Here is a 26,253-nt window from a genome sequence, read left to right as displayed (position 1 = left end):
TGAGAGGCTCGCGGCCACAGCCGCGCCTGTCCTGATGAGGAAGAGGCCCGAATGACGACCCAGCTCCGCGCCGCCGCAGCCCCCGAGGCTCCGGCTCCGATCGCATCCGTACTCGCGATCCGTGGCGGCAGGCCGCTGCGCGGACGCGTCGACGTGAAGGGGGCGAAGAACCTCGCGACCAAGGCGATGGTCGCCGCCCTGCTCGGCGAGACCACGAGCGTGCTGCGCGACGTGCCCGACCTCAGTGATGTGGCCGTGGTGCGCTCGCTGCTCGAGGTGCACGGAGTCAACGTCACCGAAGGCGACGAGCCCGGCTCTCTCGTGCTCGATCCGAGCCTCGTGGAGTCCGCGCACTACGAGGAGATCGACGCCCACGCCGGCGCCTCCCGCATCCCGATCCTGTTCTGCGGACCCCTGCTGCACAAGCTCGGTCAGGCGTTCATCCCCGACCTCGGCGGCTGCCGCATCGGCGACCGGCCCATCGACTTCCACCTCGACGCGCTGCGCAAGTTCGGCGCGGTCGTCGAGAAGCAGCCCAGCGGCATCCGTCTGTCCGCTCCCAACGGGCTCAAGGGCGCGAACATCCACCTGCCGTACCCGAGCGTGGGCGCCACCGAGCAGGTGCTGCTGACCGCGGTCCGCGCCGATGGCATCACCGAGCTGCGCAATGCGGCCATCGAGCCCGAGATCATGGACCTGATCGCCGTGCTGCAGAAGATGGGCGCGATCATCTCCTACGAGCCCAACCGCGTCATCCTCATCGAGGGCGTCGAGACGCTGCGCGGCTACGACCACCGCTGCATCTTCGACCGCAACGAGGCCGCCTCCTGGGCGTGCGCGGCACTCGCCACCGACGGCGAGATCTTCGTCGCAGGGGCCCGGCAGCAGGAGATGCTGACGTTCCTCAACGTGTTCCGCAAGGTCGGCGGCTGGTTCGACGTCCGTGAGGACGGCATCCTGTTCCGCCGCGCGGGCGACCTCAAGCCCGTCGTCGTGGAGACCGACGTGCATCCCGGGTTCATGACCGACTGGCAGCAGCCCCTCGTCGTCGCGCTCACCCAGGCGGAGGGCCGGTCCGTCGTGCACGAGACCGTGTACGAGAACCGGATGGGCTTCACTGAGGCGCTCGTGAAGATGGGCGCCGACATCGTCGTGCATCCGCACGGTCTGCAGGACGGTCCTCGCCGGGTTCCCCGTCGCGAGCTCGAGCAGGCCGCCGTCATCACCGGGCCCACCCCGCTGCACGGCGCCGACATCGTCGTACCGGACCTGCGCGGCGGCTACAGCCACGTGATCGCGGCGCTGACCGCGGAGGGCGAGTCGGTGGTGTCCGGCGTCGACATCCTTAGCCGTGGGTACGAGAAGTTCCTCGACAAGCTGCAGGCGCTGGGTGCTGACTTCGACGTCGTCCGGTGATCTGATGCCTGCTTCCGAGCGGAGTCGACCGAGCCTGTTCTGGCTGCTGGCGGTACTGGTCATCCCCCCGGTGTCGTTGCTGGCGAAGATCACCACGACGGATGCCGACAAGCTTCCACAGCGGGGCGCGTTCGTGCTGGCGCCCAACCACTACTCCGAGTTCGACCCGCTGATCGTGGCGGTCTCGGTGTTCCGGTCCGGCCGACTGCCCAGGTTCATGGCGAAGGAGAGCCTGTTCCACGTGCCCGTGCTGGGCTGGGTGCTGCGCCGCACCGGCATGGTCCCCGTGGCACGAGGTTCGTCGGCGGCGGCAGCGAAGCAGACCATGGCGCAGTCCCGCAGGCTCGTGGAGGATGGCCGCGGTGTGATCGTGTATCCCGAGGGGACGCTCACGCGCGACCCGGAGCTGTGGCCGATGCGGGGCAAGTCGGGCGCGGTGCGCCTGGCCCTGGCCGACGACATCCCGCTGATCCCGATGGCGCAGTGGGGGACGCAGCACATCATGGGGCGGTACCAGAAGGGTCTGAGCCTGTGGCCGCTGCGCAAGCGCGTCCGGGTCATCATCGGCGACCCCGTCGACCTGTCCGACCTTCGGGGCAGAGCCGCCGAGCCCGCCGTGCTGAACGAGGCGACGGCGCGGCTGATGACGGCGATCACCGAGCTGTTGGAGCAGCTCCGGGACGAGAAGGCGCCCGCCGAGCGCTGGAATCCATCCGAGCACGGGCAGAGGGAGACGGGTCGCCTTGACTCCTAGACGGACGACAGCGGGTGCGGGCACCCGTACGGCCATCATCGGCGCGGGCAGCTGGGGGACGACCTTCGGCAAGGTGCTCGCCGACGGCGGGGCGCAGGTGACGATGTGGGCCAGACGCCCCGAGCTCGCCCAGGAGATCTCCGAGGCCAAGCGGAACTCGAAGTACCTGCCCGGAGTGAACCTTCCGCGCACGATCGCCGCCACGCACGAGATCGAGCGCGCCCTGGACGGCGCCGAGCAGATCTATCTCTCCGTGCCGAGCCAGACGCTGCGGGACAACCTCAAGACCTTCCGCGCGCTGCTCACGAGCACGAACGCCCCCATCATCAGCCTGATGAAGGGTGTCGAGCGCTCCACGGGGCTGCGCATGAGCCAGGTCATCGAGCAGGAGCTCGAGTGCGACCCGATGCGAGTCGCCGTGGCATCCGGACCGAACCTCGCCCTGGAGATCGCACGGGAGCAGCCTACGGCCGCCGTCATCGCCTCCCGCAGCCAGGAGACGGCGGATGCGGTGGCGCGCACCGCGCGGAACCACTACTTCCGCTCCTTCGTGAACACCGATGTGATCGGCACGGAGTTCGGCGGAGTGCTGAAGAACCTCATCGCCGTCGCGATCGGCATCGTCGACGGCGTCGGTTACGGGGAGAACACCAAGGCGTCGATCATCACGCGCGGGCTCGTGGAGATGACGGACTTCGCCGTCGCCAACGGCGCCAGGCAGGAGACCCTGCAGGGCCTGGCGGGGCTGGGCGACCTCATCGCGACCTGCCAGTCCCCGCTCAGCCGCAACAACACGGCGGGGCGTCTGCTCGGTCAGGGATACGGCTTCCAAGACGTCGTCAAGCAGATGAACCAGACGGCGGAGGGACTCGCCTCCGTGACGCCCATCCTGCAGCTGGCGCATGAGTCCGACGTGCACATGCCGATCGTCGAACAGGTGAAGATGGTGCTGGACGGGCGGATGGACCCGCGGCGCATCGCACCGCACCTGACCACCGATGACGACACACCACAGGAGGAGAGGACCAATCATGGCGCAGCAGACGGTGGCGGTGCTCTTCGGCGGGCGTTCCAGCGAGCATTCGATCAGTTCCGCAACGGCGGGCGGGGTGCTGGCGGCCATTGACCGCGACCGCTACCGGGTGATCCCCATCGGGATCACCCGCGAGGGGGCGTTCGTGCTCGAGCGGGATGATCCCGCGCGCTTCGCTCTCGACGCCGAGCACATGCCGGAGGTCGTCGACAACGGCACCAGAGTGCGCTGGCCCGAGCCCAGCGGCGACCGGATGCTGCGGGTGACCGCCTCGGACGGCACGACGATCGACCTCGGTGAGATCGACGTCGTGCTTCCGCTGCTGCACGGTCTGCACGGTGAGGACGGCGCCATCCAGGGCTTCTTCGACGTACTGGATGTGCCGTACGCCGGCGGGGGGATCCTCGACTCGGCGGTGTGTCTCGACAAGCACTTCACCAAGCTCGCGCTGTCGGCCGCCGGGATCGACGTCGCTCCGGGCTTCACCGTGCGACGCGCGCAGTGGGATGCCGACCCGGAGGGAGTGCGCGCACGGGTGCGCGCACTGGGCGCGGTCGTGTTCGTCAAGCCCGCCAGCGCGGGGTCGAGTGTCGGGGTCTCGCGGGTGGACGACGGCGAGGGGCTGGACGAGGCGTTCCGCGTGGCGTTCGACGAGGACTCCAAGGTGCTCGTGGAGGCGCGGGTGGCGGGCCGTGAGATCGAGGTCGGCGTGCTGGCAGGTCACGATGGGGGGCGTGCGCGGGCATCCCTGCCCGGTGAGGTCGTGCTCACCTCGCGCAGCTTCTACGACTTCGAGGGCAAGTACCTCGGCGGCGACGGCGTCGAGATCGTCTGCCCCGCCGACGTCGATGACGCTCTGATCGCACGGCTGCGGGAGACCGCCGTGCGCGCCTTCGAGGCGGTGGACGGCACGGGCCTGGCGCGCGTCGACTTCTTCGTGACGCCCGAGGGCGGGCTGGTCGTGAACGAGCTGAACACGATGCCGGGGTTCACCCCGTACTCGATGTTCCCCAAGTGCTGGATCGCCTCCGGCCTGAGCTACACCGAGCTGATCACGGAGCTCATCGAGGCCGGCCTGCGCCGGTGACGTGCGTGGCCGGCCCGACCGGATGAGGCGGCCTACTGCGGCAGCTCGTCCGGCGCGACGCACGCGCTGGTCTCGGGGATCGTGCGGATGCCGCTGACGAGCCTCGTGTTCGTGAGCACCTCGTTCGCGCCGATCACCATGGTGTCGACGAACACCTGCACAGCGGGGTCGCGGCCGTAGGTCGTCATGCGCATCTTGGGCGCCTGCGACTCGTCGACGAGCCAGTCGATCCCCTCCAGGCTGACGCACTGCAGATCGGCGGTGGGGCCGGGCACGGCGACGCCGCAGGCGATGATCACCGCGGTCGGGTCGCCGTACGCGCCGGTCGCCTGCGCATCGGTCCAGCGCCGATCCAGATCACCGATGGCATTCGGCAGGCGCACGGTCACCTCCGCGCACGCGGGGTTGTTCGCGTCTTCGGCAGGCTGCAGCGCGACCGTCGCCGAGCACCCGGTCAGCGCGAGCAGGAGCAGCGCCCCTGCGGACAGGGCGAGACGGCGAAGCATGATTCCAGGCTACCGTTGACGGCATGGCATCCGAACCCGACGAGGACCCGCGCATCGGCGACATCTCGGAGGGGACGGTGCTGCGGGCCATCCTCGCGCGCACCCCGGCGGCATCGCACGCGATGCTGGGACCGGGCGACGACGCGGCCGTGATCACCGCGCCCTCGGCATCCGTCGTGGCCACCACGGACACCCTCGTCGACGGACCGGACTTCCGCACCGCGTGGTCGAGCGGCTACGACCTGGGCTGGAAGGCCGCGGCGGTCAACCTCTCCGATGTCGCGGCGATGGGCGCTGTGCCCACCGCGCTCCTCGTGGCGCTGGCCGTGCCGCGCGAGACGCGGCTGTCCGCGATCACCGCCATGGCCGAGGGTTTCCGCGCGGCGTGCGACGCACTCGCGCCCGGGTGCGCGGTGGTCGGCGGCGACCTGACGGTCTCGGACCGCCTGATGATCGCCGTGACGGCCCTGGGCGACCTGGAGGGGCGCCCTGCCGTGACGCGGGCCGGTGCGCGGGTGGGCGACGTCGTGGCACTCGCGGGCGAGCTCGGGGCCGCCGCAGCGGGGCTGCAGATCCTGTTCGGACGATTCCATGAGGGCGGTGCGCCGACGGCGGTCGACGTGGGCGTCCTGGGCGCGGCCGAGCGACGGGCCGTGGAACGACAGCGGCGTCCGCACCCTCCGATCGGGCTGGGGTCCGTGGCGGCGGAAGCGGGGGCGACCGCGATGATGGACGTGTCGGACGGGCTCGCTCTGGACGCGGCCCGGATGTCCGAGGCATCCGGCGTCTGCATCGATTTCTCCTCTGAAGCACTGGATGCGCTGGCGTTCGAGGGCGACCGCGGCCGCGCACTGGCCGGAGGGGAGGACCACGGTCTGCTCGCGGTCTTCCCCGCGGACGTCGACCTGCCCGGCGGTTTCCACCGCCTCGGCGTCGTGGCGCCGCGCAACGAGCACAGCGTGCTCCTGGACGGCGCGCCGATCCCTGCGGCCGGGTGGGATCCCTACCGGGACTGGGACGGCGCCGTCGACTGAGCTTCGGTGTCGGGCCCGGCGCCGACCGGAGTCGCCCACCATACGGACGTGTCGCCGTAGGACTTCTCACGCAGCGGGACGAGCCCGGCGGCGTCGAGATCGGGCGGGCTGGAGCGCTTCGCGCGTTCGATGACGACGATGGCGTCGGCCGACAGCGAGGGGCCCAGCGCCACCAGGTCGGCCGTCATCACGGCGTCCTCCATGTCGTACGGCGGGTCGGTGAACACGAGATCGTAGGGGCCGGTCGTGCGACCGAGGAACGCCCGCACCGCGCCCTGGTGCACGCGCGGGCCGCGAGCGGCGCCGAGAGCCCGGGCGACGGCGGCGCCGTTGCGCTCCACCACGGTCGCGGCGGACCTCGATCGCTCGACGAGGTCGACGGATGACGCACCGCGGCTCCATGCCTCCAGTCCCAGGGCGCCGCTGCCTGCATACAGGTCGAGCACACGGGATCCGTCGATGGCCCCCATCGACTCCAGGGCACCGAACACCGACTCGCGCACGCGATCGCTGGTGGGGCGGGTTCCCGCCCCCGGCACGTCGATGCGGATGCCGCGCGCGGCGCCGGCGATGATCCTCGTCACCCGTTCACGATACGACACCGCCGAGGCGCCCCTGCGCCCTGCGCACCGGCGTCCATGGCCTTCCCTAGACTCGGAGCATGCCCTTCGAGCTGGACACGCCGCTGACCACCGCGGTCGGTGCGACCGATGCGCGGGCGCTGGACCGGTCCTTCGGCATGAAGACGGCGGGCGACCTGCTCGGCCACTACCCGCGTCGGTACGCGGATCCCGCCGAGCTCACCCCCATCCGGGAGTTGCCGATCGGGGAGACGGTCACGATCGTCGCCGAGGTGCTGGCCTCCAGTGCGCGACCCATGAGGAACAGGCGCGGGGCGATGACCGAGGTCGTCATCGGCGATGGGGTGGGGCGCATGTCGTTGACGTTCTTCGCCAAGGGCATGAGCCAGGCCGAATGGCGCGCGCGGGAGTTGGCGGTGGGCCGCCGGGGGATCTTCTCCGGCAAGGTCGGCATGTTCAAGAACACCATCCAGTTCGCGCATCCCGACTACGAGCTCTTCGACGATCTGGATGCGGCTCAGCGCAAGGCCACCGCGCGGCAGAACATCCCCATCCCGATCTACCCGGCGACCTCGACGATCGCGAGCTGGCGCATCGCGAAGGCCGTCGCGGCGGTGCTGGACAGGCTCGGCGCGGTGCCCGAGCCGCTGCCGGAGGCGCTGCGCGCGGGGGAGGGGCTGCTCACCGCGCGTGAGGCGCTCGAGCGCATCCACCGCCCGCAGGACCGTGCGCAGATCGCTCCCGCGGTGCGCACGCTGCGCGTGCACGAGGCGCTCATCCTCCAGGCGGCGTTGCTGCAGCAGCGGGAGCAGGTGCGCTCGATGACGGCCACCCCGCGCGAAGCCGCACCGGACGGTCTGCTCGCCCGGTTCGATGCGATGCTGCCGTTCGCACTCACCGAGGACCAGCGGCTCGTGGGTGCACAGATCGCGGCCGATCTCACCGCCTCTCGCCCGATGAACCGCCTCGTGCAGGGCGAGGTCGGCTCCGGCAAGACGCTTGTCGCGCTGCGTGCCATGCTCCAGGTGGCCGAGAGCGGCGGACAGGCCGCGCTCATCGCCCCCACGGAGGTGCTCGCCGCGCAGCATCTGCGCTCGATCACGAAGATGCTGGGTCCGGAACTCGCCCCGCAGCTGATCCCGACACTGCTGACCGGGCAGATGTCCGCTCCAGAACGGCGCAAGGCGGCCTTGCGGGTGGCGTCCGGACAGTCGCTGGTCGTGATCGGCACGCATGCGCTGCTGTCCGAGAAGACCACCTTCGCCGATCTGGCCCTGGTCGTCGTCGACGAGCAGCACCGATTCGGCGTCGAGCAGCGCGCGGCGCTGCGGGCGAAGGGGAGCGCGCCGCACGCGCTGGTGCTGACGGCGACCCCCATCCCTCGCACCGTCGCCATGACCGTCTTCGGAGACCTGGACACCTCGGTGATCCGCTCCCTGCCCACAGGGCGTGCGGGCATCCAGACCTTCACCGCACCGCTGGCGGAGCACCCGTCCTGGTTCCAGCGGGTATGGGCGCGAGCGGCGGAGGAGATCGCCGCCGGGCGGCAGGTGTTCGCGGTGTGCCCGGCCATCGACACCACGAAGGACACGGTGGAGGCCGACGGCGTGGGACCCGCGGACCCGGAGGGGAAGGGCCCGCGGTGGGGCGTCGTGCAGCTCGCAGAGGCGCTCGCCACGCATCCGGAACTCTCTTCCGTCCGCCGCGCGGTGCTGCACGGGCGGATGCCCGCCGAGGAGAAGGATGCCGTGATGCGCGCCTTCGCGCGCGGCGAGATCGATCTGCTCATCGCCACCACGGTCATCGAGGTGGGCGTGGACGTCCCCAACGCATCGACGATGATCATCATGGAGGCCGACCGGTTCGGCGTCTCCCAGCTGCACCAGCTGCGGGGCCGGGTGGGCCGTGGCGAGCATCCGGGGCTGTGCCTGCTGGTGACCGAGGCCGAGGAGGGAACGCTCGCGCGCGAGCGTGTGGAGGCGGTCGCCGCCACGTCGGACGGCTTCGAGCTCGCCGAGGTCGATCTGGAGCTGCGCGGCGAGGGGGATGTGCTGGGCGACTCCCAGTCCGGCGCGCGGTCCTCGCTGCGCCTGCTTCGGGTCGTGAAGGACGCCGCCCTCATCTCGCGTGCGCGGGAGATCGCCGCAGGCATCTTCGCGGACGATCCCCGCCTCGAACGGCACCCGGCACTGAGAGCGGCGATCGAGAGGCGCGTGTCGGATGCCGACCGTGCCGCCCTCGGAAAGAACTGAGGGCCCTGCCGTAGGGTGGAAGGGTGCGTCGTGCCGTGCATCCGAAGGAGTCGAAGTGAACAGTCGTATCGCCGTCGTCCCGGGGTCCTTCGATCCGCCCACCCTCGGGCACCTCGATGTGATCCGCCGCGCGGCCCGACTGTACGAGGAGCTGCACGTGCTGGTCGTGCACAACCCGGGCAAGGAGGCGATGCTCCCCATCGCGCAGCGGCTGAACCTGCTGGAGCGGTCGATCGCGGACGCCGGCATCGACGGGCACGTCATCGTCGGCTCATGGAGCATGGGCCTGCTGGTCGACTATGCGCGGGACGTGGATGCGGGAGTCCTGGTCAAGGGCATCCGCTCCCAGGTCGACGTCGCCTACGAGTCGCCGATGGCCATCGTCAACAGGCATCTCGCCGACATCGAGACCGTGTTCCTGCTGCCCGACCCCGCGCACGCGATGGTCTCCAGCTCCCTGGTGCGCCAGGTCGCCGCCCTCGGCGGGGACGTCGCGCCGTTCGTCCCGCCGGCCGTGGCGGCGTTCCTCGACACGGGCGCGCGCGGCATCTGAACGTCCCACGCTGCGGGTCCTCGCAGACTGTGGGCCGGTAGCATGGCGGGGTGAAGACCCGAGTGAACGGACCCTTTTTCCTGCCCGTCCGCGACATCGTCCGCAAACCGGGGGAGATGCGCGAGCATCGTTTCTCGGTGACTCTCCCGGAGCGATGGGGCGAGGGGATCGTGACCGTCGAGGCGGGCGAGAGCGTCGACCTTGAAGTGCGCCTGGAGTCCGTCCACGAGGGCATCCTCGTCTCGGGGACGGCGGATTCGGACTACACCGGGGTGTGCAGTCGCTGCCTCACCGACATCACCCGGCCGGTCGAAGTCGAGTTCCAGGAGCTTTTCGCGTATCCTGGGGAGGAAGAAACTGACTTCGAGGTTCAAGACGACCACGTGGATCTTGAAACTCTGGTCAGGGATGCGGTGGTATTGTCGCTTCCATTTCAGCCGGTGTGCCAGCCGGATTGCCCGGGCCTCGACCCGAGTACGGGTGAGAAGCTGACTGTTGGCACCGACGCAGAGAGTTCTGCCCCCATCGATCCTCGGTGGAGCGTGCTCCGACAGATCACAGACCAGGACGCCCAGGCAGGAAGCCGCGGCGCCGAGAAAGAAGAGAGTTAGTCATGGCCGGTAACCCCCCGAAGCGCAAGGTCTCCCGTTCCAACACCCGGTCGCGCCGCGCGCAGTGGAAGGCGACCCCCACCGCTCTGGTGAAGACCGTCGAGAACGGCAAGGTCGTCTACAGCCGCCCGCACCAGGCGAAGGTCGTCACCGACTCGCAGGGCACCGAGCTCTTCCTGGAGTACAAGGGCCGCAAGGTCGCCGACGTCTGATCGGCAGACCGTGGCGGACGGACCCGCGGGAGCGGAGGCTCTCATCGAGAAGCTCGGCGTCGGCATCGACGCCGAGCTTCTCGAACGGGCACTGACTCATCGTTCGTACGCGTACGAGCACGGCGGCATCCCGCACAACGAGCGGCTGGAGTTCCTCGGCGACTCGGTGCTGGGCATCGCGGTGACCGTCATGCTCTTCACGACCCTCCCCGATCTCGACGAGGGCGAACTGGCCAAGCGTCGTGCGAGCGTCGTGTCGACCGTCGCACTGGCCGAGGTGGCCCGTGGGATCGGACTCGGCGACCACGTGCGCCTGGGCCGTGGCGAGGAGCAGACCGGCGGCAGGGACAAGGACTCGATCCTCGCCGACACCATGGAGGCCGTTTTCGGCGCGACCTACCTGTCAGCGGGGCCGGACGCCGCGGAGGCGCTCGTGCTGCGACTGACCGAGCCCCTGCTTAAGGACCCTGAGCGCTACGGCGCCGCGATGGACCCGAAGACGAGCCTGCAGGAGCTCGCCGCGCGCCTGGGCAGGACCCCGCCCAGCTACTCCGTCGTCTCCTCCGGCCCGGACCACAACCGGCTGTTCACCGCGACCGTGACGGTCGGCGACCTGTCCCGCACGGGTGAGGGCACGAGCAAGAAGACCGCCGAGATGGCCGCGGCCCTCACGGCCTGGCGTGCGCTGAACGACGGCGACGACGCCCGACACGACTGAGGCCCGCGGTGCCAGAGCTTCCCGAGGTGGAGGTCGTCCGCGCAGGCCTCGCGCCGGCGGTCGTGGATGCGAGGGTGGACGCGGTCGACGTGCTCGACGAGCGCGCCCTGACCCGGCACCCGCAGAGCGCCGCCGACTTCGTCGGACGACTGGAGGGCCGCGTCATCACCGCAGCCGCACGCCGCGGCAAGTTCCTCTGGCTGCCGCTGGCCGGTGGTGCGGACGCGGTCATCGCGCATCTCGGCATGAGCGGGCAGATGCTGCTGCGCGCACCGGATGCCGACGCGGAGCGGCATGAGCGCATCCGCCTGCACATCGAGCATCCGCAGCACGGGCGTCTGGCGATCGTGTTCGCCGACCAGCGGACCTTCGGCTCGTTGGCGGTCGATGAGCTGCTGGACACGCCGGACGCCGCTCCGGGTGGCCACGGCAGCCCGGATGCCCGCGTGCCGTCCCAGGTCGCGCACATCGCCCGCGATGCGCTCGACCCCGCGTTCGACGAGGTCGCGTTCACGGCATCCGTGCGCAGACGTGCGAGCGCCATCAAACGCATCCTGCTCGATCAGACGCTCGTCAGCGGCATCGGCAACATCTACGCCGACGAGTCGCTGTGGGCGGCGCGCATCCATCCCGAGACCGAGGGGCGGGCGCTGTCGGTGCGCGCCGTGCACCGCCTGCTCGACGAGGTGCGGCTGGTGCTGCAGAAGGCCCTCGCCGAAGGAGGCACGAGCTTCGACGCCCAGTACGTGAACGTCAACGGACAGGCGGGGTATTTCACTCGCTACTTGCGTTCATACGGCCGCACGGGTCAGCCGTGCGATCGATGCGGTACCCCGATCGTGCGGGAGCGGTTCATGAACCGGTCGAGCTTCTTCTGTCGGCGGTGCCAGCGGGTTCAGAGAATCGCGAGCTGACAGCCTGCTGCGCGAGACCGGGGGTAGGCTTGTCGGTAGACCTTCCAGGGTCTACGCTGTGAGCGTGTGGACTGTTGACCTCGAGTTGATCGAGGAGTGGCTGTTCAGCCTGGACGAGAACTCGTACGACCAGGTGATCGCCGCGATTGAGCTGCTGGAGGAACACGGCCCACAACTGGGGCGCCCCCTGGTAGACACGGTGAAGGCGTCCGCGTACAAGAACATGAAGGAGCTTCGGCCAGGCTCTGCGGGACGGTCCGAGCTGAGGGTGCTGTTCGCCTTCGACTCGGAGCGGCAGGCGATCATGCTGATCGCCGGCGACAAGGCAGGCAACTGGAAGCAGTGGTATCGGCGGAACATTCCGAAGGCGGATGCGCTGTTCCAGAAGCACCTCGACAAGCTCAACAACCGAGAAGGACAGTGATCACGATGGCTCTCACTCGCGAGCAGATGCTCGAGAAGCGCCCCGCGAACCGCGCGCGTGTCGACGCGCACAGGGAGCGGATGCTGGGCGAGGTGCGTGCGTATCGCCTGCGCGAGCTGCGCGAGCGTCTCGGCCTGACCCAGCGTCAGCTCGCCATCCGCATCGGCGTCGGTCAGCGCCAGGTCTCGAAGATCGAGAGCGGCGACTTGGACAGCGCGAAGGTCGGCACGATCCGCAAGTACATGGAGGCTGTCGGCGGCGATCTCGCCCTCGAGTACGTCGACGGTGACAAGCGCCTCCAGGTCGCCTGATTGGCAGCCCGTCGCTCAGAAATGAGAACCCCCGCAGACTCCGAGGTGTCGCGGGGGTTCTGCTGTGTCAGCGGCAGAGATAGAGCTGGCTCCAGAAGAAGAAGCCCCCGCCTCCATATCGGAGACGGGGGTTTCCTGTGTGCTCAGACCGATCAGTTCGCGGCGACGGTGATGGTCTTGCCTTCGGCCAGCGCCTTCGCCGCGTCGTAGATGTCCTCGGTCGAGATCTCTTTGAGAACCCCGGTCGACTCGCACCTGCAGCGGAAAGCCCCGTCCGGCGATTCGTTCTCCGAAACTAGAGCGCGCGGTTTGCCCGGCCGAATCGGCTCGCCAGGGATCTGCCGGCTTCGCGCAGCCAACGCTCTGGCGTCGCTTGTGCCGCTGCTGTACCGCCGGCAAGCGCGGAGAGACTGACGGCATGCGCGAACGGCATGGAGACATCGGCTGCGATCTGACCTGCGACGAGCGACACCGGAGTGCCCGACGTGCGAGCAAGGTGGACGAGATGGCCGATGACCTTGCCTGACATCGATTGGAGATCGAACCTCCCTTCACCAGTGATCAGAAGATCGGCATCGCCGAGCGCTTGCTGCAGTCCAACGGCGTCCGCAACCACTGCGGCGCCGGACCTCAATTGCGCGCCGATTGCAGCGAGTGCCGCTCCGGTCCCTCCCGCAGCACCCGTTCCAGGGAGAGTCGGGTCCACGCCGAGAATGGCGGCCACATGTGAGAGCCCGCGGTCGAGGATCGCTATCTGCGTGCTGCTCGCGCCCTTCTGCGGTCCGAATATCGCTGCGGCGCCGGTCGGGCCTATCAGCGGGGCGGTGACATCGCTGAGGACTGTGATGTCGCGATCGACTCGGGCGCGTACGGCATCCAGGTCGATAGTGCTGATAGCTTCGAGCCCGCTTCCTCCGAGCGGCACCTCGTTCCCGATGCGGTCGAGCGCGCGGGCACCGAGGCCGCGGAGCATACCGACGCCGGCGTCTGTCGAGGAACTGCCGCCCACTGCTGCGTAGATCTGATCCGCTCCGCTGCGGAGAGCGGCGTCGAGTGCCTGGCCGAAGCCGAGGGTGTGTGCTGTCATCGGCCTGAGGCGACCAGACAGCAACTCGATGCCGCTGGTGGCTGCGAGTTCCACGACCGCGGTATCTCGGCCACCAGCGGCCCGGACACGTAGCCACGATGTGCGCACTGGGGCGCCGTGCGGGCCGGTGACGGTGATGGGCTGGAGCTCGGCGCCGGAACCTGCGGCTGCGAACGCCGCCATGGTACCCTCGCCTCCGTCTGCCATCGGGAGCGATAGGACCTCGTCGTCTGGCCGAGCCTCGCGCCATCCTTTAGCCAGATGAGCGCTTGCAGCTGCAGCGTCCACCGAGCCCTTGAAGCTGTCGGGGGCGATAACGATGCGAGCGCGTCCGCTCATCAGCGGTGTCCGGTCCCGGGCGAGCGCGGTGTGGTGACTGTTGCGTTCGCGATCCAGAGAATCGAGTCCGGGTCGATGGCGCCACGATCAAGCTGGACAGAGTCTCCAAGGATCACATTGCCCGTGATGTGCGGCAGCGGTACGGGTGTGCCCGCGATATTCACCAGCACCAGCACGCGGTCAGCTCCCGAGCCGCGCTCAATAGCGACCAGGCGGTCGTCTAGGCGAATGATCCGCTGGGGCGAATGCGGGTGGAACGCGGAGGAAGCGGCTCGAGCGCGCAAGAGCGTGAGCATGCCGTCGAGGATGGTGCGGCGGCGACCAGCTACTGACAGCTCGGCATCCAGTGAGGCCTCGTCCAGTCGCGCTCGGTTTATCGAGCGGTTGTCGCCGCTTCGGAGCATCCCTTCGAGATCATGGGACGAACCGAACAGCGAGTGGTAATAGATCGCGGGCACGCCCTGCAACGCGAGGAGGATCGCGTGGGCCGCGAGAGCCCGAGCGGCAACGGCTGCGTCATCGGCAGCGACTCTCGCCGGAACGAGCGCGTCAAGGAAGGAGACGTTGAGCTCATACACCTGACTTGTCCCGCTGGGCCCACTTGCGTAGCTGACGCGACCGCCGTGCTCGAGTGCGCGAGCGACGAGCGCAGCGCGCTCGGCGTCATTGAGAATGCCTAGCGACGGCCGCATGCCGATACCGTCATGGCTGGCGAGGAAGTTGAACCACGTGCATCCGGGCTTGAGTGGTTCCAATCCCTCAAGCCACTCGTTGAGGATTGCACTGGATCCCGTGAGGAACGTGTGCAATACGAGTGGCGGCAGCGGAAACTGATACACCATGTGCGCCTCGTCGCCGTCGCCGAGGTAGGCGATGTTGTCCGCGTGGGGCACGTTTGTCTCCGTCAGCAGCCGGGCGCCGGGGGCGACAGCGTCGATGATCGATCGCCAGAGCTTCACAATGGTGTGAGTCTCCGGCAGATGAATGCACGTGGTCCCGCTTCGTTTCCAGAGGTATCCGATGGCGTCGAGTCGTATGGTGGTCGCGCCATGTGCGAGGTAGCACAGGAGAACTTCGGTGAGCTCCACGAGCACGCGCGGATTGCTGACATTGACATCGACCTGGTCCGCACTGAATGTCGTCCAGGCTTCCAGCGCCGCCCCGTTCGGTCGGGTGAATGCATGGAACAGCTCTGTCGTTCGCGGGCGGACGACAGAGCTTGTGTCGAAGCTGTCTTTTCGTTCCAAGTAGTAGTCGCGATACCGATCATCGCCGGACAGCCAGCCCTGGAACCACGGCGAGCACGTCGACGTGTGATTCGCGACGAAGTCGAGCATGGTGTCGCGCCCGACTCCGAGCGCGTGGACATCATTCCAGTCACCGAGCGCCGGGTCGATCTTGCGGTAGTCGACGACGCTGAAGCCGCCATCGCTAGTGGAAGGGAATATCGGCAGCAGGTGTACGTCGGTGATGACGTCGCCGATGTATCGATCCAACGTGCGCTTGAGCGTGCGAAGCGGCGGGGTGCCGGGACTGGTGACAGCGTCGCCGTAGGCGATGAGGAAACTTGTCGCGGCGGAGAGTGCCGACCTCGTGGTGGCTTGGATCTGCCCGGCGTACTCGGAGGCACGCAGCGCGAGCGTCGCAGCGACCTCTGCAGCAGTCGACTCGTCCGCGAAGAGTCGTCTCGTGTGGGTCTCGAGGGTAGCGCAGAGCGCATCGGTGATCATCTTCGATACCTTATGTCTAGAGGTTGTATCGCTTTTGCGTCCTTGCTATACATTAGATAGCTCCTCGGATTCGCGCAAGCGGCTCGGCGGAGGTTCGCACTCAACGGAGAGAGGTACCAACGATGAAGACAATGAGACCCCGTGCCGTTTTCGTCGCGGCGCTGGCGACAGCGGCGAGCTTGCTTGTCACCGGTTGCGGTTCCGGCGCGCCTGAAGCACGCGAGGGTGACGGCACCCTCACGGTCTGGTCGCTCGAAGTGCAGCCGGACCGCATCCAGGCGACGCAGGCCGAGGCTGAGAAGTTCGAGGAAGCGACGGGTATCGAAGTGGAGATCGTCCCCGTTGAGGAGGACCAGATCTCACAGCTGATGGCCGCAGCGTCGCTGTCCGGGGAGCTGCCGGACGTCATCGGATCGGTGTCGCTCGGCCTCGTTCGCTCGTTCCAGGGTGACGACTATCTGAACACGGACGCGGCCGCGGCGGTGATCGATCAGCTCGGAGAGGACACATGGGCATCCGCGGCACTGGAGCTCACTCGTGATGGCGATGACCAGCTCTCTGTCCCCAGCGATGCGTGGGGCCAGATCATCGTGTATCGCACGGATCTCTTTGAAGCGGCAGGGTTGACTGCGCCCGACACGTACGAGAGCCTTCTGGCTGCCGCAGAAGCGCTGACGGGGGATGGCAACTACGGCATCTCCCTGGCGAGCGACGCGTCGAGCGCTTTCACGCAGCAGACCTTCGAGGCTCTCGCGCTCGGCAACAACTGTCAGCTCGTCGACGACGGCGGCAACGCGACCCTGGACTCGGAGGCATGTCTGCACGCGATCGAGTTGTACGAGCGATTGGCGACCGACCTGTCGCCGGACGGGACGCAGACTGTCGAGTCGACGCGTGCCTCGTACTTCTCGGGTCAGGCAGCGATGACGATCTGGTCGACTTTCCTCCTCGATGAGCTTGCTGGGCTCCGCAACGACGCAGCGCCGAGCTGTGCAGAGTGTGAGGGCACCTCCTGGCTGGCTGAGCACACCGGGATCGTGCCTCGCATCACAGGGCCCGATGCAGGTGGGATTGCCGGTTCGTACGGTGAGATGACGTCGTGGGTGATCACGAGCTCGGCCGCAGAAGAGGACGCGACTGCCTTCGTGGAGTTCATGCTCTCAGACGGATACTCGGGCTGGTTCGGCATGGCACCTGAAGGCAAGTTCCCCGTCCGCTCCGGTACTGCAGACGATCCGAGCAAGTACACCGATGAGTGGCTCGCAAAGGAGGCGGGCGTAGATACGAAGGCGCCGTTGGCGGAAATCTACGGCGCAGAGACTATCGATGCGATGACGTCGGTGCCGCAGAACCTTGCACGCTGGGCGCTTCCGCAGGGGCAGGGCGCCGTACTGGGCCCGCTCACCGCTCAGCTACCGATCCCCAAGATCCTCGCCGATCTCAGCGCTGGGTCCATCGATGCGGCGACTGCGCAAGAGCAGATGCAGCAGGCGGTGACCGAGTTGCTCGAGGGACTGCGATGACCACGCCGGCGGCGACCGGGCATCGACCCGGTCGCCGCACGGCGGCGCGACGTGAGAACGTCACCGGGCTCGCGATGGCGCTGCCGATCACGCTGATCGTCATCGCGGTGATCGTTGTGCCGATCGTCTGGACGGTGATCTTGTCCTTCCAGGACGCGAGGTACAGCGATGTCGCCCGAAACGGACTCGGCAACCCGTTCACGCTCGACAACTACATCGATGCGATCGTGTCGCCTGGCTTCTGGAAGTCAATCTGGACGACTGTGGTCTACACGATCGGTACGACGCTCGGTTCGGTAGTCGTCGGGCTCGCTGCAGCACTGGCATTGCGGGACAAGTTCCGTGGCCGCGGCGTGGTGCGCGCTCTCATGCTGCTTCCTTACGTCGCTCCGGTCGTTGCAGCAGCGTACGTGTGGACGGTGATGCTCAACCCTCAATACGGGATCATCAACGCGATCGGTAAGGAGTTCCTTGGTTGGGAGACCGCCGTGAACTTCACAGGCGCCGCACCGCAGGCGCTGCTCACTGTCATCGTGTTCGAGATCTGGCGCTACTTCCCGTTTGCATTCATGTTCCTGGCCGCAGCGCTGACCGGGTTGAACCGTGAGCTCGAAGAGGTCGCTCTTGTCGATGGCGCGACACCGTGGCAGAGCTTTCGACATGTCGTACTGCCCCAGCTCATGCCGGTTGTCGCGCTGCTCACCTTGTTGAGGCTCGTGATGACGTTCAACAAGTTCGATGACATCTACCTGCTCACCGGGGGAGCGGCGGGAACACAGGTTGCCGCTGTACGCGTCTATGACCAGCTCGTGGGTTCAGGTGACATCGGTGCTGCAAGCGCGAACGCCGTGATACTCGCGGTCATCCTCGGTATCGGCTTGGGCGTCTACCTGCGACTGACGAGGACGAAGGAGAGCCGGGCGTGAACAACTACATTCTGCAGAGCCGTGTGTTCGGACTGCTGCGCTGGGTCCTCATTGCGCTGCTTGTCGTCGCGACAGTGTTCCCGTTCTACTACATGGCCATGATGAGCTTCGTGCCCATCGAGGATCTGCTGCGAAACCCGCTGCGCATCGTGCCGGACTTCGGATCTGTCACCATTGAGACCTATCAGCGGGTGATCGCGAGCGAGGAGGAGGGCGGATTCGGCTTCGGTCGCTTCATGCGCAACTCCGCCATAGTGGCTGTCGCGGCGACAATGCTGACGATGGTCCTCGCAGTCCCGGCCTCGTACGCGATGACACGGCTTCGCTTCGCGGGGAGAAGAACGATCTCTGCCGCGTTCCTCGCCGTGTACATGTTCCCGACGATCATCATCGCGGTGCCGATTTTCGTCGGCTTCCAGCTCCTGGGGCTGGGAACGAGCTTGTTCGGGCTGACGATCGCATACATCGCGCTGACGGTGCCGGTAAGCGTACACATGCTTCGCTCGTATCTGAAGGGCATCCCGGAGTCGATCGATGAGGCCGCGCTGATGGACGGGGCCAGCCGGTGGCGAATACTGACGAGAATCACAGTGCCACTCGCCATGCCGACAATCATGTCGACTGCTCTGTACTCGTTCATGATCGCCTGGAACGAGTTCCTCTTCGCACTGTTGTTCCTCTCGGCAAAGCAAGACCTCTGGACAGTGTCGCTTGGGCTCACACGGCTCGCCGATGGCCAGGAGGTGTCCAGAACGATCCTGATGGCCGGTAGCGTGTTGCTCACCATTCCGATCGTCGTGCTGTACGGCATCGCGGAGCGGTGGCTGACCGACGGACTCACGGCAGGTGCGAACAAGGGATGACGCAAGGACCAGGGGAGATCCTCGACCTCATTCGCAGCGGGAACGTGACGACACGAGGTGGGATCCTTGCAGAGACCGGGCTCTCGCGAGCGACCGTAGCACAGCGGATCGATGCGCTGATCGACGCGAAGCTGATCCGTGGCGCGGGCGATGACGGTGTCACCGGTGGCCGGCGAGCGACACGATTCGCGTTCGACCCTGACACCGTGGTGGTTGCGGTAGCACTCGACCTCTATCGCGCTCGCATGGCGATTGTCGATGCACACGGCAGAGTTGTCGCAGACAGAGGCCTCGTCCTGGACACAACGGAAGGTCCCGAGCGAACACTGGGCATCGTCCTCGATACAGCAAGCACCCTCCTCGCTGAGGAGGACATCGCCGCGGAACGGCTGGGCGCGGTGGGAATCAGTCTGCCCGGACCGATCGACCCCGCGACGAGCCGTCTCCTCGAACCGCCGACGATGCCACTGTGGAACGGCTGGCCCATCGTGGAAACGGTTCGCGATGTGTTCGATGTCCCTGTGTACCTCGAGAACGACGCGGATGCGATGGCCTACGGCGAGTGGGCGGCCTCCGGCGCAGAACCCGGCCTTCCGTGGATCGGCGTCAAGCTCTCTGAGTACATCGGCGCGGGACTCATCATCGGCGGGCGGATCTATCGCGGTCTCGACGGCGGCGCAGGAGACATCGGTCACGTCGACGTCGGCGGAGTTCGCACATGTCGCTGCGGACGGGTGGGGTGCTTGGCGACGGTTGCATCCGGTGACGCGATCGTTTGGACCCTGCGGGCTGCAGGAGTTGCCGTCGAGGACTTCCCGACGCTGATCGCGCAGCTTGAAGCGGTCAGCTCGTCGGAGCCGGCCGTGCTCGACGCGGTACGAGCCGCCGGCGAGGCGATCGGTCGAGTCTTGGCCGCAGCTGTGGGAGTACTGAACCCGGCTGCGGTCGTCCTCACAGGCGAGCTCGCGGTGTCACCCGTGATCGCCGCGATCCGCTCCGCGATCTACGGTGCGTCGGTGCCCCGCGCAACGCGCCATCTCACGATTCGTGCAGGTGAGCTTGGGGGCGATGCCGCGCTCGTGGGCGTCGCGCGCGTGGCGCTGGATGATCTGTTCTCTGCAGCTCAGGTGAATCGGAGACTGACAAACCCATGATGACGAACAGGCCAGTGAGCCCGTCGCTGATCGACGCCATGGTGCTGCTTGCGTCGCCCACACAGCTTTGGTCCGATCGTGCGGGCGACGTCGATACGCGCTCAGGCTTTCGCGGCCTAATCCACGCAGACCGACGACGACTCGCCACGTGGAGCTACCGGGTGCCCGGCGATGCGGTCGAGGTGTCGGTAGACGATGCCGTGTCGAAGTCAACCGTGGTACAAGCGCTCCGCGGGCTCGATGACGAGACGAAGGATCCACGACTTCTGCTCACCATCGATCGCAGGCTAGGTTCGGGCAGCCTCGAAGACCATCTCGCGGTCGAGAACGCCACAGACGCCATGGTCCGCGTACCGCTCGTCCTGGAAGCGGTGATCGACGACGTACCGCTCTGGCAGTTGCGCGCGGGAATCGAAGGCGACCGCACAAGCGAGACGGTGACTACCGACGGCGACACCGTGCGGGTGGCATCCGAGCTTCGCTGGCTCGAGGTCCAGCTGCCCGGCGCCGATGTGAACATTCAGGAACGTGCCGACGGCCTCCACGTGCGTGCCGAATGGGTGCTCGAGGTTCCCGCAGGTTCACGCCGCACTGAGCGCGCCATCGTCCATGTGGGCGACAGCGGAGCGGCCGTCGCAGCGAGCAGCTGGTCTCCGCCACAACTGCCCACCGGGGGAGACACCCGGTTGGAGCGGTGGGCTCAGCGTGCGACAGCTGAACTACGCGGATTGGCAACGACACTGGCTGAAGGCCAGGGACCCTTCATCGCAGCCGGCGCCCCTTGGTATCTCACCCTCTTCGGTCGCGATGCGATATGGAGTGCGCTCATGCTCATGCCATATGACACCGAGATCGCACGGGGCACTGTCGCCGCGCTGGCCGCCACGCAGGCGACTACGCGCGACGCCGCGGCGCAAGCCCGGCCTGGCGCCATCGTCCATGAGTTGCGAGGAACAGCGCACGGCATCCCGCGCGAAGGACTGCAGTTCCCGTCACGGTATTACGGAACGATTGATGCGACACCGCTATGGATACGCCTCCTGTATGCACTCGAGCAGGCCGAAGGGGCTGCGGCGACCATCGAGCATCTCCCTGCGCTCGTGTCAGCGATCACCTGGCTCACGGAGACCGCTGACGGGCACCCCGAGGGCTTCTTGAGGTACATGGACTCCAGTGGGACGGGGCTGGTGAATCAGGGCTGGAAAGACTCCTCCGACGCGGTGCGGTTCGCTGACGGCCGTATCGCGAGTGGCCCGGTTGCGCTCGTCGAGGTGCAGGGCTACTTGCATGAGGCGCTGTGTGCAGCCGCAGAGCTTTGCGAGAGGCACGGTCTTGGCGGACATGAGGAGATGAGGGACCGGGCATCGCGCCTGCGCGACTCGTTCCGCGAGCGGTTCTGGGTCGAACGGGACGGTGTGCGCTACCCGGCGCTGGCGCTGGACGGTCACGATGCCCCCGTCGACGCGCTCAGCTCAAACATCGGGCATCTCCTGGGCACAGGACTGCTCACCACCGGCGAGGAACGCGAGATCGCCAGCCTGCTGATGCATCCCACGCTCCGCACCGGTTTCGGACTGCGAACCCTTGCGACGACATGCGCAGGTTACTGGCCGCTCTCTTACCATTGCGGAAGCGTGTGGCCTCACGACACTGCGATCGCTGTGTCGGGCCTGGAGCGAGCAGGATTCCATGCCGAAGCGCTCCTGCTCGCAGACGAGCTTCTCGCGCAGGCGGAGGTTTCGAACTGGCGCCTCCAGGAGCTGGTCGGGGGGCGACCCCGATCTGAACGTCCGAACCCGGAGAGATACCCGACATCCTGCTTCCCGCAGGCCTGGGCCGCTGCATCGGTTGCCGTCGTTGCCCAGATAATCACTGGCGCCTCAGCGCTCCCTCACTCGGCTCCGGTCGATTCCGGCAACCTGACGTAGCGCATTCGCGCTCGTTCGACCGCGCGGGAGGCAGAGAATCCATCGTCCGACACGGCGAGACTGGCAACGATCAGTGATCCTCGCATCGTCCCGTCACACTTCGCACGGTGTCGGGCACTTCCTCTGCGACAGCGGAAGCGCCGCAGTCGTAGACGGATTGGGTTGCCCTGAGTATGCGCATGAGGTCCTGTAGGGCAGCGATCCGGCTTTCGTTCCTTCGGTCGCGACGATCACGAGGAGCAACGAGGAGACGAAGCTCCGCCCTGCGCTGCACATTTCTCGACTGGGACTCAGTCGCAAGTGATGCGGACGATCGTTGCCCCGTCATTGCGACATCGAGTCAACGCAGCATGAAAACGAATGCCCCCGAGCACGATCTCGATGAGATCGTGCCCGGGGGCTCTCGCTTGTGCGCTCAGGCGCTTCGGCGGCGGGGCTTCTTGCCGGTTCGCGCACAGCTATCGGCACCAGCATCGGTATCGATCGTGGCGGCACGCGATGCCGTCAGGTCAGCGTGCAGGAACAGCGAGGCAACGGTCTCTCGAGCTGTGGCCATGTCGACCTCGAGTTCCTGGTACTCGTAGCTGAAGCCGCTCTCGTCGACCATCGAGGCCTTGACGAAGGCCTTGCCGCGACCCGGGAGCCGAGAGGTGCGACCAGTGCCGATTCGAGGGAGGAGACCATGTGCCATGGTCGTCACTCTATGGCCACGCGACGACATGGCGACTGTGCGCCCGGCACGTGTCGGGGGCGGTTCTCTGATCTGTGACTCGGCGCCGGGAAACTTCTCGTTATCGCGTGATGAACGCGCTCTGCGTGCGTCTTTAGGGGCTTCGCGTCACGGCGTCCGCCCACACCCACACGTGTGACGGCGTGCTCCGGCCCTGCGGAGTCCAGCGCAGCAGCGCGGCCTTCTGCGTCCAGGCGATCGCCTCGGCTTCGACGCGCACCTGCTCCGTGTAGCTGACCTGGTGCGGCACCCACGCGGTGACCGGAACCGGATCTGCCGCATCTACGCGCTGACCGGACGTGTCCAGCTGTTCGCTGCCCAGACTCAGCGGGATCGCCGTGCGCTCCAGCCGCCGCGCGGCGCGCTCGATGTCCGGCGTCACCATGTCGTAGCGGCGGTTCTGACCCATGCGACAACGATAGAACAGCTGTACGAGTCAATGTCACCGCCGTGCAACAGCCGATAGCTGTTCTGTTCGCGCGGCGAAGCAAGCCGGCAGAGCCGCTCAGTCCTTCGGGGCTACTGTCGCGAACGCGGCGAGCACGACCTTCACCTGCTGATCGGTCAGCGGGGGAGCAGCGGCCGCGACCCGTTCCGCCCACTCGTCGAGCAGCTTGTCTTCGTCCTCCGCGGAGACCGTTCGAGCCGGACGCGGCGCCTCCACGGTGGTCTGGGTCGGCACAGCCTTTCGGAGACGGGCACGCGTACGCCTGCTCGTCGCGTCGCCGAAGACGCGGTCGAGGTCCTCGCGCTGCACATAGTGCTTGCCGCGGATCTTCCGGGAGCGGAGCTTGGCTTGGGCGATGTAGCGGTTGAGGGTGGACATGCTGACCTCGGCGTACGAGACGGCCTGCTTGAGCGTGAGGGCGTTCGGGCTCTCCAGAGTGTCCGGGCTCTCTTGGGCGTCCTGGCTCGTCGCTGACGGGCGCGTGGTGTCGCTGATCGCGTCCGCGTCGCTTGTTCGTCGTGTCGTCGACAGCATCATGCCTCCGTTCACAGCGTAGACGCTCGATGTGCGCATCCATCACGGATGCAAGCGAAATACGTGCCTGGGTTTCGTATCCGCAGGCACTGCATCGCCCTCGAGAAACCAGATCAGTAGTCCTGACCGACCCAACGGACCTCGATGCGAGTCGGGTCGATGACACGGGAGCCATGCTTGCCCGGTGCGGCGCGGTGGAGGATCGGAGTCATCAGCGCTCGGATGATGCGCCTCTTCTGCAGCAGCTCGAGCGACTCGAACATCGCCGTACGGTCTTCCGCGCTGGCGAGTTTGAGCACCAGGGGATCCACTCCGGAGAGCTGGTTGTACGCCGCGCGCGCCGTCTCGATCCTCGGTTCCAGCCGGCGCTTCTGGTCGAGGTAGAAGGTGAGGTCGAGTTCGCGAGCGGATGTCTCCTTCGCCATCTCCAGGTATTGCTCGCATTCGCGGATCTCATGCAGCAGCGCCTCGCGTTCGGCTGAAGTCTCTCCGGCGCCGCTGTTGAGCTGCGCCACGAACCCCGGCTGCGACACGCGCTTCAGGAGTGCGCGGACGACGAGCATGTCGACCCGATCCTTCTTCATGGTGACGTGGAAGCCGTTGCGGATGCCGTCGACCTCGCGGCCCTTCAGGCCCGAGCACACGTACGTCAGATAGTGGGTGGGCTTCACGCCGTCGTCGGCGCCGCGGCGGTGTCCGCTTCTCTGCTTGCCCACTCGCAGCGGGGACCCGCGCTCGGCGCAGAAGCTGATGCCGCTGAGCAGGTGGGTGACCGGCCAGTCGTTGGTGCGTCGACGCTCCGGCGCGAACAGGCGCAGCTGCAGCAGCTCCCAGGTCTGCGGCTCGATGAACGCCGGCCATACGGCGTCGGCGACGATCTGACCACGATGCTGACGCTTCCCCGCGTAGGTGGCCATGCTGAGCATCTGCTTCACCGCCGGAGCCGTCCACCCATGGTTGGCGCGCCTCGGGTTGCGCACGGGATTTCGCCGGGGGGGGTGCCCCTATGTCGTTTGTCAAGCGGCGAGGGCGGGTGGGGTAGTGAGTCGTGGTTCGTAGAGGGTGCCGTCGCGGAGCATGGCGAACAGGACGTCAGAGCGGCGTCGCGCCAATGCGATGAGGGCCTGGTTGTGTCGCTTGCCCTGGGCGATCTTGCGGTCGTAGTAGGCCCGCGACTCGGGGTCGCGGAGGGCAGCGAACGCGGAGAGGAACATGGTCCGTTTGAGGATCTTGTTGCCGCGCCGGGAGGGGTGCTCGCCGCGGATCGATGTCCCGGATCGGCGGGTGACGGGTGCGAGGCCGGCGTAGGCGGCGAGGTGCCCTGCGGTGGGGAAGGTCTTGGTGGTGACTTCGGTGAGGAGCCGGGCTGCGGTCCTGACGCCGACTCCGGGCATGCTCGTCAGGACCGGCTGAAGAGGGTGAACGTCGACGATCTTCTCGACCTCGATAGCGATCTCGTCCCGCTGCCGACGCAGCGCTGCGAGCTGCTCAGCCAGGCGGGGCAGGACGAGGGCTGCGGCGTCGGTGCCGGTGACCACGACGGTCTGTTCACCGAGGGCGGTTGCGATCTCGCTCGCCCAGACCCTGCCCTTCCTCGGCGCGTTCTTCAGCAGCCGGTTCCCGAGCCGCTTCTCGCCCGCTGCCTTCATCGCCGCCGGTGACGGGTAGTGCTGCAGCAGGTCGAGCATCGCCGGGTGGTCCAGCCGCGGTCCGATCACGCGTTCCAGCGCAGGGTGGATCTGCGTCAGCAGCCCGCGGATGCGGTTGCTGACTTGGGTGATCTGTCCGGCGAGGTCGTCGTCGAACCCGCAGAGCATCGACAGCTCCGCGACCTGCTCGTCAGCGACCTGGATCGACCGAAGCGTGTGCGGCATCGTCCGCGCCGTTTCGGCGATGATCGCCGCGTCCCTGGCGTCGGTCTTCGCCTCTCCCGGGTGCAGGTCCGCAATGCGACGCATCGCCAATCCCGGCAGGTAGCCCACTGCAGCGCCGGCCGCCTGGGCGACCGCGACAGGCAGGGCGCCAATGGTTGCTGGCTGGTCGACGACCAGGAGGATCGTGCCGCGCACCGCGAGCTGGTCGAGCACTCCATGAAGCAGGCGTTCGTCGTTCGGTAACGCCTTGTCGAACAGTCGATTGCCCGCCCGGTCAAAGGCGACGGCGTGGTGCTCGCCCTTCCCGACGTCGAGTCCGACGAACACGTCGACCTCGTCGTATCTGTCGATGCTGGTAACCACGTTGCCTCCGTTCGATCCGCGACGGCGTCCGCGACGGTGCGTCTCAGCATCCACGTTACGAACGGCCTCGAGCGTGCTCGGGTCCAGCCCCTATCAGCGATCACACACCGCCAACCAGGCTCGGTGACAACACCCCCCGGATCATCGAGGACAGGGGGGACCAATCATGCCGAACCCGGCAGGCCGTCACCGCCCAGCATCCTCCGCCAGACGGTCACGAAGGGACTGTCTTATTTTCGGTGTTTCTGGGTCGGCCTGACCGAGAGGAATAGGCCGTGATGGACACGACCGAGATGATCGATCCTGTGACGGGAGAGATCATCGATGAGCAGCAGCTCGCGGAGCAGC

General features: G+C 67.3%; 27 protein-coding genes. 18 read left to right on the top strand and 9 right to left on the bottom strand.

The window, feature by feature from the left end:
- Window positions 1–51 precede the first annotated feature (51 nt).
- From murA to ABD770_RS00120, 4 genes are read left to right on the top strand one after another with little or no spacing between them, the layout of a single operon-like run.
- Window positions 52–1,416 carry a UDP-N-acetylglucosamine 1-carboxyvinyltransferase gene (gene murA / locus ABD770_RS00135; RefSeq protein WP_344817462.1) on the top strand — a complete coding sequence of 455 codons (1,365 nt, stop codon included), beginning with the start codon at window positions 52–54 and terminating at the stop codon, window positions 1,414–1,416.
- A gap of 4 nt (window positions 1,417–1,420) precedes the next feature.
- Window positions 1,421–2,170, top strand: coding sequence for a lysophospholipid acyltransferase family protein (locus ABD770_RS00130; protein WP_344817461.1), 750 nt, complete (start codon window positions 1,421–1,423; stop codon window positions 2,168–2,170).
- Window positions 2,160–3,296, top strand: a complete 1,137-nt coding sequence (locus ABD770_RS00125; protein WP_344817460.1) for an NAD(P)H-dependent glycerol-3-phosphate dehydrogenase — start codon at window positions 2,160–2,162, stop codon at window positions 3,294–3,296. The genes ABD770_RS00130 and ABD770_RS00125 overlap by 11 nt, the downstream gene beginning before the upstream one ends.
- Window positions 3,202–4,290 carry a D-alanine--D-alanine ligase family protein gene (locus ABD770_RS00120; RefSeq protein WP_344817459.1) on the top strand — a complete coding sequence of 363 codons (1,089 nt, stop codon included), beginning with the start codon at window positions 3,202–3,204 and terminating at the stop codon, window positions 4,288–4,290. The genes ABD770_RS00125 and ABD770_RS00120 overlap by 95 nt, the downstream gene beginning before the upstream one ends.
- 32 nt (window positions 4,291–4,322) lie before the next feature.
- Here the strand turns inward: ABD770_RS00120 and ABD770_RS00115 are convergent, their stop codons facing one another.
- Window positions 4,323–4,796 carry a DUF3515 family protein gene (locus ABD770_RS00115; RefSeq protein WP_344817458.1) on the bottom strand — a complete coding sequence of 158 codons (474 nt, stop codon included), beginning with the start codon at window positions 4,794–4,796 and terminating at the stop codon, window positions 4,323–4,325.
- 23 nt (window positions 4,797–4,819) lie between these two features.
- Here ABD770_RS00115 and thiL point away from each other — a divergent pair, with 23 nt between their 5' ends.
- The gene (gene thiL / locus ABD770_RS00110; RefSeq protein WP_344817457.1) at window positions 4,820–5,830 is read left to right on the top strand and encodes a thiamine-phosphate kinase; all 1,011 of its coding nucleotides are present in this window, start codon (window positions 4,820–4,822) and stop codon (window positions 5,828–5,830) included.
- Here the strand turns inward: thiL and rsmD are convergent.
- Window positions 5,800–6,414, bottom strand: coding sequence for a 16S rRNA (guanine(966)-N(2))-methyltransferase RsmD (gene rsmD / locus ABD770_RS00105; RefSeq protein ID WP_344817456.1), 615 nt, complete (start codon window positions 6,412–6,414; stop codon window positions 5,800–5,802). The two genes, thiL and rsmD, sit on opposite strands and share 31 nt — an antisense overlap.
- Before the next feature lie 77 nt (window positions 6,415–6,491).
- Between rsmD and ABD770_RS00100 the strand changes: the two genes are divergently transcribed.
- The 8 genes from ABD770_RS00100 (at window position 6,492) to ABD770_RS00065 (ending at window position 12,406) form a co-directional block, all read left to right on the top strand.
- Window positions 6,492–8,663 (top strand): ATP-dependent DNA helicase RecG, encoded by a 2,172-nt coding sequence (locus ABD770_RS00100; protein WP_344817455.1) that lies wholly within the window; start codon window positions 6,492–6,494, stop codon window positions 8,661–8,663.
- 55 nt (window positions 8,664–8,718) lie between these two features.
- Window positions 8,719–9,216 carry a pantetheine-phosphate adenylyltransferase gene (coaD, locus tag ABD770_RS00095; protein WP_344817454.1) on the top strand — a complete coding sequence of 166 codons (498 nt, stop codon included), beginning with the start codon at window positions 8,719–8,721 and terminating at the stop codon, window positions 9,214–9,216.
- A 62-nt stretch (window positions 9,217–9,278) separates the two neighbouring features.
- A complete protein-coding gene (locus ABD770_RS00090; RefSeq protein WP_344819823.1) occupies window positions 9,279–9,827 on the top strand; it encodes a YceD family protein in 549 nt (182 codons plus the stop codon).
- Window positions 9,828–9,829: 2 nt separating this feature from the next.
- Window positions 9,830–10,039, top strand: a complete 210-nt coding sequence (gene rpmF / locus ABD770_RS00085; RefSeq protein WP_179411002.1) for a 50S ribosomal protein L32 — start codon at window positions 9,830–9,832, stop codon at window positions 10,037–10,039.
- A 10-nt stretch (window positions 10,040–10,049) separates the two neighbouring features.
- Window positions 10,050–10,757, top strand: coding sequence for a ribonuclease III (gene rnc, locus ABD770_RS00080; protein WP_344817453.1), 708 nt, complete (start codon window positions 10,050–10,052; stop codon window positions 10,755–10,757).
- Window positions 10,758–10,765: 8 nt separating this feature from the next.
- Window positions 10,766–11,671, top strand: a complete 906-nt coding sequence (gene mutM, locus ABD770_RS00075) for a bifunctional DNA-formamidopyrimidine glycosylase/DNA-(apurinic or apyrimidinic site) lyase (protein ID WP_344817452.1) — start codon at window positions 10,766–10,768, stop codon at window positions 11,669–11,671.
- A gap of 64 nt (window positions 11,672–11,735) precedes the next feature.
- Window positions 11,736–12,095: a type II toxin-antitoxin system RelE/ParE family toxin gene (locus tag ABD770_RS00070; RefSeq protein ID WP_344817451.1), complete on the top strand. Its 360-nt coding sequence runs from the start codon at window positions 11,736–11,738 to the stop codon at window positions 12,093–12,095.
- A gap of 5 nt (window positions 12,096–12,100) precedes the next feature.
- Complete coding sequence (locus tag ABD770_RS00065; RefSeq protein ID WP_344817450.1) at window positions 12,101–12,406, top strand: helix-turn-helix domain-containing protein; 306 nt, start codon at window positions 12,101–12,103, stop codon at window positions 12,404–12,406.
- Between the two features lie 295 nt (window positions 12,407–12,701).
- Here ABD770_RS00065 and ABD770_RS00060 read toward each other — a convergent pair whose 3' ends face one another.
- Window positions 12,702–13,832, bottom strand: a complete 1,131-nt coding sequence (locus ABD770_RS00060; RefSeq protein ID WP_344817449.1) for a glycerate kinase — start codon at window positions 13,830–13,832, stop codon at window positions 12,702–12,704.
- Window positions 13,832–15,562, bottom strand: coding sequence for an alpha-amylase family glycosyl hydrolase (locus ABD770_RS00055; RefSeq protein ID WP_344817448.1), 1,731 nt, complete (start codon window positions 15,560–15,562; stop codon window positions 13,832–13,834). The genes ABD770_RS00060 and ABD770_RS00055 overlap by 1 nt, the downstream gene beginning before the upstream one ends.
- Before the next feature lie 122 nt (window positions 15,563–15,684).
- Between ABD770_RS00055 and ABD770_RS00050 the strand changes: the two genes are divergently transcribed.
- From ABD770_RS00050 to ABD770_RS00030, 5 genes are read left to right on the top strand one after another with little or no spacing between them, the layout of a single operon-like run.
- Window positions 15,685–17,085 (top strand): ABC transporter substrate-binding protein, encoded by a 1,401-nt coding sequence (locus ABD770_RS00050; RefSeq protein WP_344817447.1) that lies wholly within the window; start codon window positions 15,685–15,687, stop codon window positions 17,083–17,085.
- Window positions 17,082–18,011, top strand: a complete 930-nt coding sequence (locus ABD770_RS00045) for a carbohydrate ABC transporter permease (RefSeq protein ID WP_344817446.1) — start codon at window positions 17,082–17,084, stop codon at window positions 18,009–18,011. The genes ABD770_RS00050 and ABD770_RS00045 overlap by 4 nt, the downstream gene beginning before the upstream one ends.
- A complete protein-coding gene (locus tag ABD770_RS00040) occupies window positions 18,008–18,874 on the top strand; it encodes a carbohydrate ABC transporter permease (protein ID WP_344817445.1) in 867 nt (288 codons plus the stop codon). The genes ABD770_RS00045 and ABD770_RS00040 overlap by 4 nt, the downstream gene beginning before the upstream one ends.
- A complete protein-coding gene (locus ABD770_RS00035; RefSeq protein ID WP_344817444.1) occupies window positions 18,832–20,028 on the top strand; it encodes an ROK family protein in 1,197 nt (398 codons plus the stop codon). The genes ABD770_RS00040 and ABD770_RS00035 overlap by 43 nt, the downstream gene beginning before the upstream one ends.
- A complete protein-coding gene (locus ABD770_RS00030; protein WP_344817443.1) occupies window positions 20,025–21,956 on the top strand; it encodes an amylo-alpha-1,6-glucosidase in 1,932 nt (643 codons plus the stop codon). Before ABD770_RS00035 ends, ABD770_RS00030 begins: the two co-directional genes overlap by 4 nt.
- Before the next feature lie 415 nt (window positions 21,957–22,371).
- Here ABD770_RS00030 and ABD770_RS00025 read toward each other — a convergent pair whose 3' ends face one another.
- From ABD770_RS00025 to ABD770_RS00005, 5 genes are all read right to left on the bottom strand, one after another.
- Window positions 22,372–22,647: a hypothetical protein gene (locus tag ABD770_RS00025; protein ID WP_344817442.1), complete on the bottom strand. Its 276-nt coding sequence runs from the start codon at window positions 22,645–22,647 to the stop codon at window positions 22,372–22,374.
- A gap of 133 nt (window positions 22,648–22,780) precedes the next feature.
- Window positions 22,781–23,095 (bottom strand): hypothetical protein, encoded by a 315-nt coding sequence (locus tag ABD770_RS00020; RefSeq protein WP_344817441.1) that lies wholly within the window; start codon window positions 23,093–23,095, stop codon window positions 22,781–22,783.
- A 96-nt stretch (window positions 23,096–23,191) separates the two neighbouring features.
- On the bottom strand, window positions 23,192–23,671 hold the full coding sequence (locus tag ABD770_RS00015) for a helix-turn-helix domain-containing protein (RefSeq protein WP_344817440.1): 480 nt from the start codon (window positions 23,669–23,671) through the stop codon (window positions 23,192–23,194).
- A 110-nt stretch (window positions 23,672–23,781) separates the two neighbouring features.
- Complete coding sequence (locus tag ABD770_RS00010) at window positions 23,782–24,603, bottom strand: hypothetical protein (RefSeq protein WP_344817439.1); 822 nt, start codon at window positions 24,601–24,603, stop codon at window positions 23,782–23,784.
- A gap of 81 nt (window positions 24,604–24,684) precedes the next feature.
- Entirely contained in the window at window positions 24,685–25,905 is a 1,221-nt protein-coding gene (locus ABD770_RS00005; RefSeq protein WP_425562696.1) for an IS110 family RNA-guided transposase, read from the bottom strand.
- Window positions 25,906–26,253 lie beyond the last annotated feature (348 nt).

Origin of the sequence: Microbacterium soli, from assembly GCF_039539005.1 — a bacterium.
In the GTDB taxonomy this organism is placed as follows: Bacteria; Actinomycetota; Actinomycetes; order Actinomycetales; family Microbacteriaceae; genus Microbacterium; species Microbacterium soli.
This window is presented reverse-complemented; position numbering and strand designations above follow the sequence as displayed.